The sequence below is a fragment of the Roseiconus nitratireducens genome (assembly GCF_008629675.1).
In the GTDB taxonomy this organism is placed as follows: Bacteria; Planctomycetota; Planctomycetia; order Pirellulales; family Pirellulaceae; genus Stieleria; species Stieleria nitratireducens.
On record NZ_VWOX01000009.1, the window covers coordinates 228,231 to 245,224 of the forward strand.

A 16,994-nucleotide genomic window follows, 5' to 3' on the forward strand; every position below is an offset into this window, starting at 1 on the left:
TGGGAGTTGGGGAAGCAAACAGTGGGGTGGGAAAGCAAATTGGCGTCAAGTCAGCGACCTGGCTCGGCGCCGTTCGCATCAGTTTCGGGTGACAAATTCGTCTTTGTTCATCAGCAGCCTGGCCACGCTGGTGGCCGCGGCGAGCGGTGCGGATTCCTCTCCCACAAACTCCCGGCACTGCTGGGGCGCGGCGGCGAAGTATTCCAGCTGTCGCGCATGGTAGTTTTGCAGGACTTCCATTTCCGCCGGCTCCGGGGACCGGGAAAAACATTTGCGGAACATCGTGGTCAAAGTCGCATCCGTGTCATCGCCGTGCGTCCGCAACACCGACTGGGCCATCCCGCGAGCCAATTCGACAAACATCGGATCGTTGGCCACCGCCAAGGCTTGCAACGGCGTGTTGGAGCGGACCCGGGCGGTGCAAGTCGTGCTGAAATCGGGTGCGTCAAACGTGGTCAAGAGCGGGTACGGAGCGCTGCGGTAGAACATCGTGTACAAAGTTCGCCGATAGCGATCCGGGCCGGTCTCGGTGGGCCAACTTTTCTTTTGCTGGGTGAAATCGAACACACCGTCGGGCTGAGGAGGATAAACGCTGGGACCTCCGATCCGTGGCGTCAGCTTCTCGCTGACGACCAACGCCTGGTCCCGCACAATCTCGCCTTCAACGCGAAACCGCGATTGACGGGACAGCCATTGATTGACGGGATCCTTGGCCAACTTCTCGGCCGTCACCTGACTGCTTTGACGGTAAGTGGCCGAGCGGACGATACGACGGTGCAACGCCTTCAGCGACCAACCGTTCCGCATCAGATCATCGGCCAACCAGTCCAGCAACTTCGGATGGCTCGGTGGCGTCCCCTGGAATCCAAAGTCATTCTCCGTTTGCACCAGACCGCGACCGAAGTACTTGGACCAGACACGATTGACCAGCACGCGGGCGGTCAGGGGATTATCCCGAGAGACGAGCCACTTGGCCAGATCGAGTCTGGATTGCAACTCCGCTCGTTCGCCGTCACCATCAATGGATTCCGGCACACCCGGCTGAAGCGGCCCCTCTTCGGTCGCGGGGGTCAAAAAATCGCCGCGATCCAAACGAAAGGTTTCCGGCGGCGACGCCTGCTCCGCCATCACCATCTGGGACACCGTGCGTCCTTCGCCAGGGACCATCGGTCGGACGGCTTCCAGACGCTGTTTCAGCCGAGCCACTTCCGCCGGCCAATGAGACCGGCTTTCCGATTCCGGAACCGACGAATGGCTGGTGTCGATCGCGAACCGCCCCAATTGGTAGTCGGCGTTGCGGTCGTGACGCAGCACCAGGGTGATCGACCGTCCGGCGGTCGCAACGGGCTTGGGCAACACGAACACGGCCTGGTGCGCTGCGTTCATGACATGACCTTCCCGGCGCTGCTGGTCGTTCACGTTGATGGCCCAACCGGTCTGCGAGTCTTCGTCGATGGCGTCGCCGATTTCGTAATCGTTCTGGCTGTGGTCCGCCCAGGCTTGGCTGAACCGCACCGGTTGCTCATCCAGCTCCAGCGCGACATCAGTCAACACAAAGTTGCCGTTGCCGGCTCTGCCGGGGCCGCTGGCGGGCAAACTTGGATCCGTCAACAATCGCAATCGGACCGCCGTGATGGGCTCGGACAGTCCTTTCAGCTCCAACCGATAGGTGTCATTGGGTGCAACGTCGTCGCCGGCCAGCAACGATCCATCCGTCAGCAGTTGCAGTTCCGCATTGCTGACCGTCGTGCGATCCCCGATCTCTGCCGCATCCCAGGTCCAGGCGGACGGATCCACGTCCGATTCGGCAAGCTTCGACTCGGCAATTTGCAGCTCCTTGCGAAGACGCTTCCACTCCGCCAGTGCTTCTTGCTGTTGTGGGGTCCAGCCGAACATTTCCCCGCGGCCGACTTCGACGGTCGGTCCGGTATTGTTCGCGTCGGATCCCCCATTGAAGAATGCGTAAAACCGGTAGTAGTCCTGATGGGAGACCGGATCATATTTGTGCGAATGACATTGGGCGCACCCGAACGTCAAACCTAGCCACACCGCGGCCGTCGTGTTGACGCGATCGATGATTGCTTCGTGACGGTACTGGTCCGCTTTGACGCCGCCTTCCTGATTGATCATTGTGTTGCGGTGAAACGCGGTCGCGACCTGCTGCGACTTAGTCGCCTGGGGCAACAGGTCGCCGGCCAGTTGTTCGATCGTGAACTGGTCAAACGGCATGTCCTGGTTCAGGGCGTTGATGACCCAATCCCGGTAGGGCCACATTTCGCGGCTGCCGTCGATGGTGTACCCGTGGGAATCGGCATACCGAGCCTGGTCCAACCAGTGCCTCCCCCACCGCTCACCGTAATGCTCGCTGTTCAACAGTCGATCCACCAGTTGCTCGTAGGCATCCGGCGACGGGTCGTTGACGAACGCCTCCACCTCATCCACTTCGGGAAGCAACCCCAGCAGGTCCTGGTACAGTCGACGAATCAGGACCTCCCGGCTGGCCGGTGCGGACAGGGAAAGCCCCCTCTGCCGCAAACGGTCGATCACAAAGTCGTCGATCGCATTGCGCGACGTTTGACCGGAAGTGGCATCCAGAGTCGGCCTTTCCGGTTGACTGATCGGACGGAACGCCCAGTGCCGCTCGTAGGCCGCCCCCTGGGCGATCCATTGCCGAAACAGCGCCGCCTGTTCGTCGGTCAGCTCCTTGCCAGAATCCGGTGGCGGCATCCGCAGGTCTTCGTCATCAGCCCCGATCCGATCGACCAGGCTACTTTCTTCGGGAGCCTCCGGAACAATCGCGCCGCTGTCGATTGCCTCCTCACGAATATCCAACCGCAACCCTGATGCGCGGGCCTGCTCGTCCTGACCATGGCATGCAAAACATTTGTCCGACAGCAACGGACGGATGTCCCGGTTGAAATCGATCGCCGCTGACGTCGCCTCCTCGGGCGGCCCGGCGACGGCCGGTACACCGGCCGACAGCATCAAGCCTGTGATCCACAAGCACCAGCGGATTGATTGCCAATGCGTTGAAGACGGTTTCCGTGGACGGCTCCGAAATTCGGCCGATCCGCGGTTCGAAAGGGGCCGATCCGGACGGTTGGAGAGGTCTCGGTGACGAACGGCTGGATAAAGTCGCACGGGGTTCTCGGGGCTGGGTCCAAAGACGATCGCATTCATTGTGGCAGCGGTTGCCGATCGAGGCGACGGCGGCACGCCTGCAGATTCTACTCCAACGGACACCGCAGGCCCCTGTTATCCCGGTTGCGGGAAAGATGTCAAACCCGAACCGACTCTGACCGGTGGGCGAGCCCGGGCAAGCCCACCGGCAGGGACCTTTCGGCCCTCCGGGCCTGTGCTGAGGTCACGATCCCTCCGCGGCTCCGGTCACTTCAAAGGTCACCACGTTGGTGGGCACAAACGCCGTGATCTCCTGTTCTTTGGCTGCGTTCTTGGCGGCCTCGATCTCTTGATCGGCGCGTGCCACGGCGGCCTGAAGGGCTTCCTTGGGTTGCGTCGAATTCGGATCGTCTTGGAGCTCCTGCAATTCCTGGCGATAGGCTTGGGCCCGCGCCAGACGCTGGGGGTTCGGCTGGATCTTGACCTTCGTTTCGCCCTGCATCCAGATGGAATAGTGTCCCACCGCTGCTCCCGCAGCGACTTTGAGTTCGACCGTCGCGTCCGTTTTGTCCGCCGCGACGCTGAATTCGGCGGCACTCACCCCCGGCGGCAGATCGCGAGGCCGTAGCAGGCACACGGCTTGGCCGCCTTCTCGACGCGTCACCGTGACCGGCAGCTTCAGCGTCTCGCCTTGCTTGACCTTCGGTGTGGCCTCCGCTGACAAATGCAGCGAAATCGGTGAGAGATCATCTGCCGAAACGAACACGGGCAATGACGACGTGATTCGTGAGCGGACAAAATCACGCCCGGCACCGCGGGCGTGGACAATGCAGACGGGGACGGCGAGAGACGTGTGAGAATCGTCAACGCTGGTGCCGACCACCCGAATGTCCGCCCGTGCGGCACCCGCATCCTCGGCGGCGACCAGTGTCAGACAAGCCTGATTCTGATTCTTCGCAATGACGATCGGCGCGCACTGCACGCCGTCGGGCAGACCTTCCGCAACCACCTCCACCGCACCGGCCCAACCGTCACGTCGCAGCACAAAGACCTGAATCGTTTCCGCGCCGCCTCGGAACAGCTTGGTGCCGAACGGCTTGGATTGGCTCGCGTCGCGATGGGGATAGCTGCGATAGGCGACCAAATCAAAACCTGGATTCGGCTCCGTCAACCGCAGGCGGTACCATTGCCGCTGCCGCAAGGTTTCGCCAACATCCAAATCCTGCAACACCAGGCGATAGGTTGCCGACGCAGGCGCCGTGAAGGTCAAACCCGGATCGGACGTTCTGAGTCGCACGGCGGCGTCGCCCACGGCCTGCAAGTCATCGACCGTTGCCAGGTCGTGATACGTCGCCGCAGATGACGAGTCCGGATCCGAACTGCTTGGGTCAACCGCGAGACGTTCGACCTTCTGCACCGTCAGCCGGCCATCGGTCGGTTCACCCAGCCGATGCGAGATCACATCGATCGCAACGACCTGATTCGCTTCCGCCGGAAACTCGAACAGATTCTCCCCATGCTTTGGGGCGAACCAATAGGTCCCTTCGTGCGGTACGGACAGCGTTTGCACCTGAGCGGCGGGATCCGCCGGTTCATCGATACCTCCCTCGCTTTCGGCCGTGATCGACTCGGGTGTCCAGACTCGCGGCAACGTCCGTGCATCCTTTCCCAAGTCGGCGAGGACGAGCTCTTCGGCCGGTAGGTCGCGGACCAACAATTGGTAGAGGTGCTCCGGGCCACCGTGATACAGGACGTCATGCACAGCCAGCACGTGAATGCCACTGGTTTCTGGTAGGTACTCCAGGATCGGGTCAAAGCCGTCGGCACCGCGAGAAACCGCCACCAATCGATGCTGGGGGTCGTACAGCTTCAGGTACCCCAACATCTTGGAATCCAGCCGTTGCGCCAACAGATCGACGCGAACCGATTTTCCCCTCGTCAATTCAACCGCGTAATAGTCCAGCGCCTCCGGGGACGTGGAAGCGGTCGCCCAAGTGTCACGCGCCAGGGGAGTCGGCTGTCGCGGATCGTGGCTGGCCGCGACCTCCGCGGTGGGCCGTTCAGAGACCAGGAAGGCGCGAGCGTTGGAAACGCCATGACGTCCCACCGCGCGAACTTCGTAGCGTCCCGGTGGAACCTCCTCGGCAACCTGGACGCGAAAGCTCCCGTACTCGACTTCCGGCGATTCGCTCAGCGGCAGTTTTTCGCCCGTCTTCACCTCCGCCGAAATACCGGGGTGTGAAAACAGCAACTGATTCACTTCATCCAAACGATCCCCGGCGACGACTCGCATCTCAACGGTGGAGCCGACTTGGGCGCCGCTGCGCGAGACCGCGCGCAGCTCGATGGGCAAGAACTGCGCCGGCGACATCCCGGCGCCGATCAGCACCAGACACGCCACCCCCAAAAGTCGTTGGCTCATCAAGTTGGCAACCTGAAAGAGGTTTGTGGCAGCGACATCGATTCACGTCCTTCCGGGCGTCGCATCGCGAACGCCGCTGTCGCGGCTAATGGTTGAACAAAAACTCTTTGGAATTGATCAGAGACCAAATCAAATCCTCGTACGCCTTTCGGGAGTCTTCTTTGCGGCTCAGGTAACTGACCATCGCTTTCATTTCTTCGTCGGCCGGCTCCCGGCTCAAAGCGATCTGAAACAGTTCTTCCACCTTTTGCTGGTCCGTACGCGATGGGTCCGCCGCGAGTGCCGCCGCCCGGCCGCCGTCATCTGACAACTTGTTCTGCATCTGTTCCGAATTCAGCAGGTGCAAACTTTGCGTCAAATTGGCGTCCTGACTCCGTTCGCATTCACAGGCCGTTGTCGAATCGGGCCGACCAAACACGTCAAGAAAGTAAGAATCGAATTCGGTGTCCGGCAGTGAGACCGCGCGCACGTTTTGCGGCATCCCGGCGAACCGGGTAGGCGTCCCGGTCACCTGATCAACCGCGTCCAGGAGCACTTCCGCCTGAAGCCGCTTTGGATAAAAACGCGAGTAGCTGCGTCGGTCCCCCAGGTTTCGCTCCATCGGCTGGCTGTCCAACGCATACGCTTTGGAAACGGTGATCATTCGGATCAAGGCTTTCAGGTCGTACCCGGACTTGACCAACGTGTCGGCCAGCGCGTCCAGTAACTCCGGATTCGACGGCGGATTGGTGACGCGTAAGTCATCCTCCGGCTCGATCAATCCACGCCCCATGAAGTGCTTCCAATACCGGTTGGCAATCGCGCGTGCGAAGTACGGGTTGGAAGGGTCGGTCATCCAATCGGCCAATTGAACCCGCGGGTCCTCCCCAGGCCGAGGCGTGACCGGCGGAGCATCCAATCCTGCGGGCGGCAACGGTTTGCCTGTTTTCGGATCGGGCAATTGAGCCGCAGCGACGCGCGTCACGTAATCGGGCTCAGCCGGATCTCCGTCGGCTTTCTTCGTCACCGTCGTGAAAAACGCGGCCATCTGTGCGTAATCCGAACGGCTCCACTTTTCGTAGGGGTGGTGATGACACCGAGCGCACTGGATCCGCTGGCCCAAAAACAGTTGTGCCGCATCTTCGACGCGTTGATTCACATCGTTGACCTGTTGGTACCAGGCGACCGGTGGATTGCTGGCCACGCTGCCCGAAGCCGTGATGATGTCGCGAACGAATTGATCGTAAGGCTGATTGGAGTAAATGCTTTGCTGGATCCAATCGTGAAATGCCATGGTCGACAGGTGCAGTTCACCACGCTGCCGGCGATTCTTCAAAATGGCGTTCCACTTGTTGGCGAAGTACTGGGCGTGATCAAAACTGTCCAGCAGATGATCGACCCAGCGGGCACGTTTGTCCGGGCTGCCATCCGACGCGAACGCTTGCGCTTCCTGCAACGTTGGAAGCCGGCCGGCGATATCCAGGGTCACGCGACGCAGATAGGTGGCGTCGTCGCACGGTGGTGAGGCGGGGATCCTCAACGAGGCCAGCTTCTTGAAAACCAGTTCGTCCACGATGTTCCGCGGTTCCGGAAACTCCATTTGCGACGCTTCCCCCGCCAACGTGCTTGTGGACGTCAGGGGAATGTCCGCTCGAAACACGGCAACCTGTCCTTGGAAACGCGCCATCACGGCGACATCTCCCACGAACTCCTGCAGTTCCACCAACCCTCGCGCATTGACCTCGGCCATCTCCGGATCGTTGGATTCGTACACCGCCCCGCGCGTGACATCCTCGCGGCTGCCATCGGAATAGGTCGCCACCACCGAAAGCTGCTGCCTGGACGATGGCGAAAGTCGCCGGTGGGGCGGAAACACTTCGATCGAAACAACCGTCGGCTCGTCCCCGTTTCCGTAGGGCATGCCTTGGGCGATCCAACGTCGCAGCATCCGATACTCGTGACTATCCACCTGCAACCGCTGACCTCCGCCGTGAGGCGATGCGTTGGTGGCTTTCAATAACAACAAGCTCCTGTCGGGAATCGCCGGCGAGATTCGCCTCCCACGCGACTCATCGATCAGGTGGCGATAATCCTCGCGCGGTTCAAATCCCAACAAAGACAACTTGAACCCGTTTTGTCCGGCCGCTTTGCCGTGACATCCGCCGCCGTTGCAGGATAACTTCGTAAAGATCGGAACAATCTGTCCGGGAAAACTCAACGGCGGATTGGCCGTCATGTCAGCCACGACCAAGCTTGTCGCCACCCGCGTGCCCTCCGCGGATTCGGCGACGATCGTGCAGGCACCGTCGGCCAGAGGAGTGACAAAGCCTTCCTGCGAAACCTCAACAATCCCATCGGGATCAACCGTGTAGGTCACCTCGCGGGTAGCATCCGTGACATTTCCCGACGTGTCCGATCGACTGACGATCAACTGCAGGCGGGCATCGCGTCCCCGCAGCTCCAAGTCTTCCTGACGGTGATCGAACGCCAACGCCGGACCGCCCGAGTTCGCGGAAGAATCAACACTGTCGGTGCCCCACGCGTCACCGTGCGACATCCCACCCGCAATGACCCAGGTGAGTGCGGCCGCGTGCCAAAGGAATGCACCAGCAGATCGAATCCGCGCGGGGCCGCCGCGGACTTGAACGAACCGACTGGCAACGAAGACGAGTCCGTCAGTGACTCTTTCGGTATTCATTTTGGCGGCGGGGGAGGTGGGCGGGATTGACGCCGCGGGTAGCCGGCAGCGTCACGGGGAAGGCGTGTCGGAGGGAGGCAGGTCCAAACGCCCGGTCGCTTCAGCCATGCTGCGGCGGACACACGACGCGGAATGTTCGGACCGAGTGGTATTCCGTCAGATCAATTCACGGATCGGATCGCGGTCGACCAAATATTGGGGACGTCCCGTGGGATCAGGGATCGTCGTCGTCGCCGTGTCGATTCCCAAATTGTGGTACAGCGTGGCGACGACTTCCTGCATGTCGACCGGCCGCTCCGTGGGTTCCTCACCCAGGCGGTTGGTGGCGCCGATGACTTGTCCGGTCCGCATGCCGCCTCCTGCCAAATAGGCGCAGCTGACACGTGTCCAATGGTCACGACCGGCACCGGCATTGATCTTGGGTGTCCGTCCGAATTCGCCCCAGACGGCGATGGTCACGTCGTCCAACATGCCGCGCTGATCCAAATCCTCGATCAGGGCGCTGAGACACTGATCCAATTTACCGCCATGGTCTCGCACCAGATCGAAGTTTTTGCCGTGGCTGTCCCAGCGACCATAGCTCAAACTGACAACGCGAGCGCCGGCTTCAATCAACCGCCGAGCCATCAGCAAATGATCGTTGCAGGTGGGGGCGCCGTCGTACTGGTACTGGTAAGGCTTCCCATCGCCGTAGCGTTCGACGATCTTCGGATCTTCTTTGGAGAGGTCCAATGCATCGATCAGCTTACTGCTGGTCAGCACGTCCAGGGCACGTTGGCCGAATGCATCCATCCCCTCCATCGCGCCGCTGATGTCGATGTCGCGTCGCAACGTGTCGATCTCGTTCAACAACGCCCGGCGGTCCGACAATCGTTCCAACGTGATCCCGTTCAGCGTCATGTTCTTCATCCCCGGACCGTCCGGCTTGAACGCGGCGTGGGCGGTGCTGAGGAATCCGTGGGTCCCGGAATCGGACCACGGCTTGTGCTGCGTCGGCGCGGCGAGCCCGATGTTCGGCGGAACCGACGGATCGACCGGGCCGAACAATTTTGAAACCGCGGCGCCGATCGCGGGCCGCCCCCCGATGCTGCGCAAGTCGTTGGGCTTCCAACCGGTCAGACACTGCACCGCATCATGACCACCGCTGCAACCGACGACGCTGCGGATGAAGGCCGCCTTGTCCGCCATCTGCGCCAGACGAGGAAACACTTCGCAAATCTCAATGCCCGAAACATTGGTTTTGATGGGGCTGAACTCGCCTCGAATCTCGCTGGGCGCCTCCGTCTTGATGTCCCACATGTCTTGATGTGGGGGGCCGCCGGCCAGAAAGATGTTGATGACCGATTTGTGCGAGGAACCGCGGGGGTTGCCGGCGGCCATCCCGGCTTCGGCCCGATACAGATCGGCCAACGTCAATCCGCCGGCCCCGAACGACAGCCCGCCGATTTTCAAGAAACCGCGGCGGCTGACGCCATCGCAATACCGACGGCCCGGGTTCGCCATGATGGACAGCATGATTCTCGCCCTGAAGGTAGGAGGTGGGGCGGTGGCCGGATGTGCATCCGACCGAGGTGGGGAGGGATCTGCTAGGGGAGATCCGCCTACCAATATAAGCCGCTGAAGGCCGGCGCAGCAACTTTAGGTCGCGAAATACCGGCAGGTGGACTGGTGAATCCTCTCCCGACAAGATAACGGCCTCCCCGCACTCCGCTGAAAGAGGGGGTCTCGCACGGGTCAGAAAACGATGCGAGCCATCGCCGCCACTCGGCGGCGGAGCCGCCAACGCAGTGCGTTCCCAGGCAGGAGCCTGGGAACGAGGTGGCTGCTTACAACTGCCACCACCACCGCCCTGGTTCCAAGGCTCCCGCCTTGGAACCGGCTGCAACTCAGGCTTCGCCGGGCCACCAGCACGACACGTCACCGACCCTCGGCGGCAGAGCCGCCGATCCAGTGCGTTCCCAGGCGGGAGCCTGGGAACGAGGTGGCTGAGTGAAACCACTACCACCACCACCCTGGTTCCAAGGCTCCCGCCTTGGAACCGGCTGCAACTCAGGCTTCGCCGGGCCACCAGCACGACGCGTCACCGCCACTCGGCGGCGGAGCCGCCAACCCAGTGCGTTCCCAGGCGGGAGCCTGGGAACGAGGTGGCTGAGTGAAACCACTACCACCACCGCCCTGGTTCCAAGGCTCCCGCCTTGGAACCGGCTGCAAGTCAGGCCTCCGCCTGACGACTAACGAGACGCCTCAACGAACATCGGCGGCGGAGCCGCCAGCTCAGTGCGTTCCCAGGCGAGAGCCTGGGAACGAGGTGGCTGAGTGAAACCACTACCACCACCACCCTGGTTCCAAGGCTCCCGCCTTGGAACCGGCTGCAAGTCAGGCTCCGCCTGACAACCAACGAAACGCGTCACCGACCCTCGCCGGCAAAGCCGCTTCGAATCACTCCCATTCCGCGATCTTTTTCCCGTCGGACAGATTCCAAAGCCGGACGACGCCGCTCTGGCCGCCGGCGACCAACCGTTGTCCGTCCGGTGAAATGGCGACCGAAAATAGAAAGTCACCGGCCGCATCAAAATTGCGAATCGTCTTTCCGTTGGAGCCATCGGCCAAACGGATTTGACCGCTCCCACAGGCCGCGACGAACTGGCTGCCGGAATCGACGAACTCAATGCCCGTCAACTCCTGCGGAAAGCCGCCGATGGTTCGCAGGGTCTCCCCGGTCCCGGAGTCCCAGACTCGGACGGATTGATCCGCACCGGCCGATGCCAACGTTCGACCATCGTTTTGCCAAGCGACGGCAAGCACGTGATGCGTGTGGCCTTCCAACGTTCGGATCAATTCCCCCGTGGCGACGTCGGTTAGCCGTAGAGTTTTGTCGGCCGCCGCGGACGCCAGCGTGTGTCCATCGGGAGAAAACGCCAGACCAAGCACGCTGTCGGAATGCAACTCGCCAAAATCACGGAGCATTTCACCGGTCTGCGTGCTGAAAACTTTTACCGTTCCCGAACGACTGGGCTCACCACTCCCGACCGCCACGGTCAATCCGTCGGGACTGAAGTCGATCGCCGTGACACGATCAACGATCACTTGCGGGTCTGTGACGGCGCCGATTTGGCGACGCAGCTCCCACCGGAACCGTGTTTCCTGACATTGGATCGTGGCATCGGAAAGCCGGATCAACCGTTCGGGCAGCAGCACCACCTGAGGCGTCAGGGACGGCGCGACCAGCGAAACCTGGGCGGTGGCGGCAGACTCAAGATGGTCGACCGGGCGACCGTCCGACAGACGATAGATCGTGGACGTCCCATCGCGGTGCAACGTTGCAAAGCGTTGACCGTCGGGCCGAACGCTGCAGTCGATGACGCTCTTGGCAGGTCCCACGAGTCGCTGCTGTTGTCCGGCCAACTGCTGCTCCAATCGAGTCTGCCGCCGCGTTGCCGCCTGCAGCCGTGATTGATGTTCCGGAATGACGGCGGCGGCCCGATCGCGGGCCTTGGTCGCTGCATCGACGGCGCGCTGTTGATTCTTCAACTCCTGTTCGCTCTTCGCCTTCTCCGCTTCAGCCTTGCTCACCGCCTCGTTGGCCGTCTTCAATTCCTTTTCCGCAGCGTCCTTTGCAGCTTTGGCGGCAGCTTCCGTTTGGGTCAATGCTTCAATTTTGGATTGCAAGTCCTTCACCGACGCCTGAGCCGACTGCAGATCGGACTTGGCCTTTGCCAACGCGGCGGCGGATTGCTCCAATTCTTTTTCAGCGGCTTGCCGGGGGGACGGATCTTGGTCATTCGGTTCTTCGTTTTTCGGTTTGTCCTTCTCCGTCGGTTCGTCGCCGCTGGCCGATCCGGAATCCGCATTCGAGTCTGCAGACTTCGAGTCGGCAGGCGTCGAGTCTGCAGGCTTCGAGGGTTCCGCGGCGTCTTCATCACCGACATCGCTGGGACCCTTGCTATCCGGCATTGAACCCTGGTCCGGCTCACCTGCCTCAGAAGCCGCTGGCAGGGCTGCCAGTTTCGCTTCGGCGGCGCGTACGTTCTGTTCCAGATTCGGGACCACCGCAGAGAGCGAATTCACTTTGGCCGTTGCCATCTGCATGGATGCCTTCGTGGAGACGATCGCTTGCGCGGCGTCGGCAGCCTGTTTGCCGGCTTTCTCTGAATTGCTTTTGGCCTGCTGGACGGCTTTCACCGCATCGACCAGCTTGGATTCCTTGTCGGCATGCGTCTTGGCCAGTTCGTCACGTTTCTTGACGACGGCGGCCAATGCTTCCTCTTCTTTCTTCAGCAGTCCGTCCAACTCGCCGGTCCGGGCGTTCAGCGCGGCCACGATGGTCTTTTGCCGCGCCACATCATGTTCGGTTCGATCAATCGCAAGTTGTTCGCCGCGAGTTCCCTGGCAGGTCTGCACGATGTTCCCGGAAGCGATGTCGCACACCCGAGCGATCCCGTCAGAACCACCCAGGATCATTTTTGACTCATTGTCGAACACCGTGATAGTTCCGACGGGAGCGGGAACATCGATGGTGCGAATGATCTGATTGTTTTCGGCATCGATGATCTTCATGCCGCCCGACTCGCTGGCGATGACGACGGCGGCTTTGGGACTGGACAGAACGGCGATCGCTGCCGCATCGTTGACTTGTCCCAACGAATCGTGGACCACTTCCAATCCGGCGTCTGATTCTGTCGCAGCCTGGTTCACCTTCATCAATCGCACGCTTCCCTGTTGATCCGACACGGCCACATGCGCACCGTCGCGGCCAACCGCCACCTGGTCGATCGAAAGTGCCAGATCGTTGATGCTGATTGTCGCGCCGGTCGTGGCGTCGTAGACGGCGATCGTTCCGCCGGTCGTGCCCGCGATCAGACGCGGTGCGGTTTCGACCCATGCGAGTCCAGCCAACGGCTCCCCGAGCGAACGGATGGTGACCTGGGGTTGATTCTCGCTGAGATTCCAGATTTCCAGATCGCCAATGGCGTTGACGATGGCGACCCGATCGCGCGACGCGTTGAAAGCCACCCGCCGAGCCGTCCGACCTTGCAACGGATTCGCGTCGTCGTCCGCCACTCGCGTGCGTTCCCACAAACGTACCGAACGAAATCCGCCGGTCGCGATCTGACGAGAATCCGGCGAGAACGCGACGGACTGCACCAGGTCCACGTCGGCCACCGGACCGACATTCAGCGAGGCGTCGACCAGACGCGCCTCCTCCGCTTGAGTTTCCAAATCCATCAGGATCACCCGATTTCCCCGGGTGAAGGCCACCAGATCGCCCGCCGGTGAGAAATCGATGGCGTACGTGGGCCGCACCGATTCGGGAACCGGTTGCCATTGAATGGACTCGGCGGCTGCATCACTTCCCGATGCGCCTTGCTGGATCCAAAGACGCAGCAACCCCAACTCTTCCGGCGTCAGCGCGGAAGCCCCCACCGAATTATCCTCCGGCGGCATCAAGGGTTCTTCCTCACCGGTCACTCGGGACATCAGCAAGCTTGATGCGGCGTCACCGGCCACCACCGCCTGTCCGCTATCGCCACCGTCCTTCAGCGTCGTGATGGACTCCAGCATCAGGCCCCCTTCGGCCTCGCCCTTGTGATGACAGGCCACACAATTCCGTTTCAGGATCGGCAGGATCTCACTGCCGAAATCAACCGGATCGGTTCGCTCCAGTTCGGCGACTTTCAGTGGCAGGTCGGCTCGGGCGTCCGCCGAATCGAGGATGCCGTGAAGTAAAACCATTGCGATCGTCGCAGCAAGCCAACCGCGAGACCACCACGGACCGGGATGCGCGAGGCAACACTTCGAGAGGCAACGGACCAGGCCGTGCTGGGGATGAACGGGGCGCATGGTGGGACCGGTGGGCAGGCGGGAGATCAGGCGGGAGGGGCCTACCAATTTACTACAAGTGTTGCGCGGATGAGCAAGACATCGGGAAAGTTCCCACCCGGCCACGTCTCGGACGCTGTGACAGACGGATGTCCGAGTCGATCGATGGAATCACCTGCTGAGACGGACGATCCGCCATCACGCACAACCGTCGGAGAATTTGACAGTGATTCTCCCGGTCAGTAGTCTCATAGCAGTCCAGATGGACTCTCCCGCCCCCGGGTCCAGCCGGGAACCCATCCCACCTTGTGACGCACGCCGATGCGAGACGACCTGTCCTGTCGGGGGCCCCTGCTCCGCGCGGCGTTACGCCGCGTCGTCGGTCTTCTGCCAATGACGATCCGGCTCCTAAAGATCCGGCTCTCAACGATTGCCCGATCGCGCGGGCTCGGCCTGATGATCGGACTTTTGGTGACGGCGCCTGGTTTGGCCGGCGACGTCACCGGTCAGCCCGAGTTTCAAGGTCAGCCCGAGCGTCCCAGCCCGGTCGGTCCGTCTGAGCAGATCGACGGTGACACGCCGCATTTCACCAACGACATCGTTCCGATCCTGACGAAGGCCGGATGCAACACCGGTGTCTGCCACGCCAAGGCCGGTGGTGGTCAAAACGGGTTTCAACTCTCCCTGCTAGGGTTCGAGCCGGACGAAGACTACGACCATCTGGTGAGGGAGGGACGTGGCCGGCGGCTGTCTCCGGCCGCGCCGGACCAAAGCTTGTTGCTGTTAAAGGCGACCGGGCGGCGGCCGCACGGAGGTGGCGTGCGTATCGAGCCGGACTCCATTCACTACCGGCAGCTGCATGACTGGATCGCCGCCGGAGCCCCACGCGGTGCTGCCGACGCTCCGCGGCTGATGTCGCTGGAAGTCCAGCCGCCGGACGAAGTGCTTGCCAAGGGCGCCAGCCGACAGATCCGCGCGATCGCACACTACTCAAACGATTCCGAGCGAGACGTCACATCGTTGGCGCTTTATGAATCCAACCAGCCGGCCATGCTGGAAACGTCGGACTCGGGACGGATCGACGCGTCCGACATTCCCGGTAAAGCGGCGATCATGGTTCGTTACCAGGGTCACGTGGCCGTCTACAACGCCGCCATCCCTGCCGGTGCCACGGTGGCTCCGCTTGCCGATCCCGAAAACGTTGTCGATCGATTCCTATTTGCGAACCTCGGCAAGCTGGGCATTCCCGCTGCATCGGTTTGCAATGACGCGACCTTTCTGCGTCGAGCCACCTTGGACATCGCCGGTCGACTGCCGACGGTGGCTGAAGCCGAATCGTTTTTAAGTAGTGACGATCCCGAGCGGCGTCGCAAACGGATCGATGCGTTGTTGGATAGCCCGGACTACGCGGACTTCTTTGCCAACAAGTGGACAGCGTTGCTAAAGAATCGCCGGGATGATCGCAGCGACATCACGTCCAATTTCGCTTTCCACGCTTGGGTCCGTGACAGCTTGCTGGCCAACCAGCCGTACGACCAGATTGTCCGCCAACTGCTCGCCGCGACGGGGACTGTCATCGGCAACCCGCCAGTCGCTTGGTACAAGCGGGTGAAGGATCCCAAGCAGCAGATCGAAGACGTTGCCCAGCTGTTTCTTGGCGTCCGCATGCAATGCGCCCAATGTCACCACCATCCGTTCGAGCGTTGGAGCCAGGACGACTACTACTCGCTGGCCGCATTCTTTAGCCAAGTCGGACGCAAGCCGACCGCGGTGCGGGGCGAAGACCTGATCTTTCATGAGCGAGGAATCGCCCAAACCCAAAATGTCAAATCGGGACAATGGCTGCGGCCGGCGGCGTTGGGCACGGATGTCGGTGAGATCCCGGCCGGAGAGGACCCGCGGCTGCGACTTGCCGATTGGATGAGCTCTGCCGACAACCCGTTCTTTGCCAAGGCCCTGGTGAACCGCTATTGGAAACACTTTTTCAGCATCGGACTGATCGAGCCGGAGGACGACATCCGCGACACGAACCCGCCCACCAATCCTGAACTTCTGCAGGCCCTGGAGCAGGAGTTCATCGCGAGCGGTTTCGATTTGAAACAGTTGATCCGCGTGATCACCACGTCCCGGTCGTATCAATTGAGTTCGCACACGAACGAACTGAACCGGTCCGACCGCCAGAATTACTCCCACCACTATCCGACGCGATTGCAGGCAGAGGTGTTGCTGGACGCGATCGATCAGTTGACCGGCGCCCGCACGGATTTCGCCAACCTTCCGATCGGAACGAGGGCCGTCGCGTTGCCCGACAACAGCTACAACCGGTCGTCGCCGTTCTTAAAAGTATTCGGTCGACCAGACAGCAGCAGCGTCTGCGAATGCGAACGCGTCCAGTCGGCCAGCCTGGCGCAAAGCCTGCATTTGCTGAGCGCTTCGGACATCCAAAACAAACTTGCCTTTCCCGGCGGTCGCGCCGAACGGCTCTCGCAGTCCGATGGGGTTTCACCGGAGAACGCGGTCGCCGAATTGTACCTGGCCGCTTTCGGTCGCTATCCCAGCCCGAGCGAGAACGACTTGGCCGTCCATTACCTGCTCGAACCGCGAAACGATTCCGACGGCAAGCCGCTGGGCACACGCGAAGCCCGCAAGCAGAATCTGCAAGACCTGATCTGGGCATTGATCAACACCAAAGAATTCATGTTCAACCATTAGCTGCACCGCACCACATTCAATCAATCACACCGTCGTAGCTACGCTCGCCAGAGCGTGGCTTTCCGCCGCGATCGCCACGGCGGCTACGGGATTGAGCGAGTTTTCAAACAAGGCCGTGATTTGCAGTGCAAAACGCGGCAAGGCGTTGGCCGCCGGTTGAGGCGAGTAGACCCGCGGCTTGCGCCATGCGGCCCACCCGAAGGAGCGCCGTCCAGCGAGAGACTCTCCGATCTCCAAATGAAA

Annotated in this window: 6 protein-coding genes; 1 reads left to right on the forward strand and 5 read right to left on the reverse strand. The window is 61.5% G+C overall.

Annotated elements, in window-relative coordinates; translation table 11 throughout:
• Positions 1-78: 78 nt before the first annotated feature.
• From FYK55_RS16735 to FYK55_RS16755, 5 genes are all read right to left on the reverse strand, one after another.
• Positions 79-2,985, reverse strand: a complete 2,907-nt coding sequence (locus FYK55_RS16735) for a PSD1 and planctomycete cytochrome C domain-containing protein (protein ID WP_150077688.1) — start codon at positions 2,983-2,985, stop codon at positions 79-81.
• Between the two features lie 379 nt (positions 2,986-3,364).
• Positions 3,365-5,542, reverse strand: coding sequence for a hypothetical protein (locus FYK55_RS16740; RefSeq protein ID WP_150077577.1), 2,178 nt, complete (start codon positions 5,540-5,542; stop codon positions 3,365-3,367).
• 85 nt (positions 5,543-5,627) lie between these two features.
• A complete protein-coding gene (locus tag FYK55_RS16745) occupies positions 5,628-8,219 on the reverse strand; it encodes a DUF1553 domain-containing protein (RefSeq protein ID WP_150077578.1) in 2,592 nt (863 codons plus the stop codon).
• 156 nt (positions 8,220-8,375) lie between these two features.
• Entirely contained in the window at positions 8,376-9,734 is a 1,359-nt protein-coding gene (locus FYK55_RS16750; protein WP_150077579.1) for a DUF1501 domain-containing protein, read from the reverse strand.
• A gap of 924 nt (positions 9,735-10,658) precedes the next feature.
• Positions 10,659-13,952, reverse strand: a complete 3,294-nt coding sequence (locus FYK55_RS16755) for a WD40 repeat domain-containing protein (protein ID WP_161604567.1) — start codon at positions 13,950-13,952, stop codon at positions 10,659-10,661.
• A 543-nt stretch (positions 13,953-14,495) separates the two neighbouring features.
• Between FYK55_RS16755 and FYK55_RS16760 the strand changes: the two genes are divergently transcribed.
• Positions 14,496-16,751: a DUF1549 and DUF1553 domain-containing protein gene (locus FYK55_RS16760; RefSeq protein WP_150077581.1), complete on the forward strand. Its 2,256-nt coding sequence runs from the start codon at positions 14,496-14,498 to the stop codon at positions 16,749-16,751.
• Positions 16,752-16,994 lie beyond the last annotated feature (243 nt).

Excerpts from the sequence above, each read along its gene's own strand:
- FYK55_RS16760 (WP_150077581.1), top strand. The coding sequence starts at position 14,496 with ATGATCGGACTTTTGGTGACGGCGCCTGGTTTGGCCGGCGACGTCACC.
- FYK55_RS16745 (WP_150077578.1), bottom strand. The coding sequence starts at position 8,219 with ATGAATACCGAAAGAGTCACTGACGGACTCGTCTTCGTTGCCAGTCGG.
- FYK55_RS16740 (WP_150077577.1), bottom strand. The coding sequence starts at position 5,542 with ATGAGCCAACGACTTTTGGGGGTGGCGTGTCTGGTGCTGATCGGCGCC.
- FYK55_RS16750 (WP_150077579.1), bottom strand. The coding sequence starts at position 9,734 with ATGCTGTCCATCATGGCGAACCCGGGCCGTCGGTATTGCGATGGCGTC.
- FYK55_RS16735 (WP_150077688.1), bottom strand. The coding sequence starts at position 2,985 with ATGCTGTCGGCCGGTGTACCGGCCGTCGCCGGGCCGCCCGAGGAGGCG.
- FYK55_RS16755 (WP_161604567.1), bottom strand. The coding sequence starts at position 13,952 with ATGGTTTTACTTCACGGCATCCTCGATTCGGCGGACGCCCGAGCCGAC.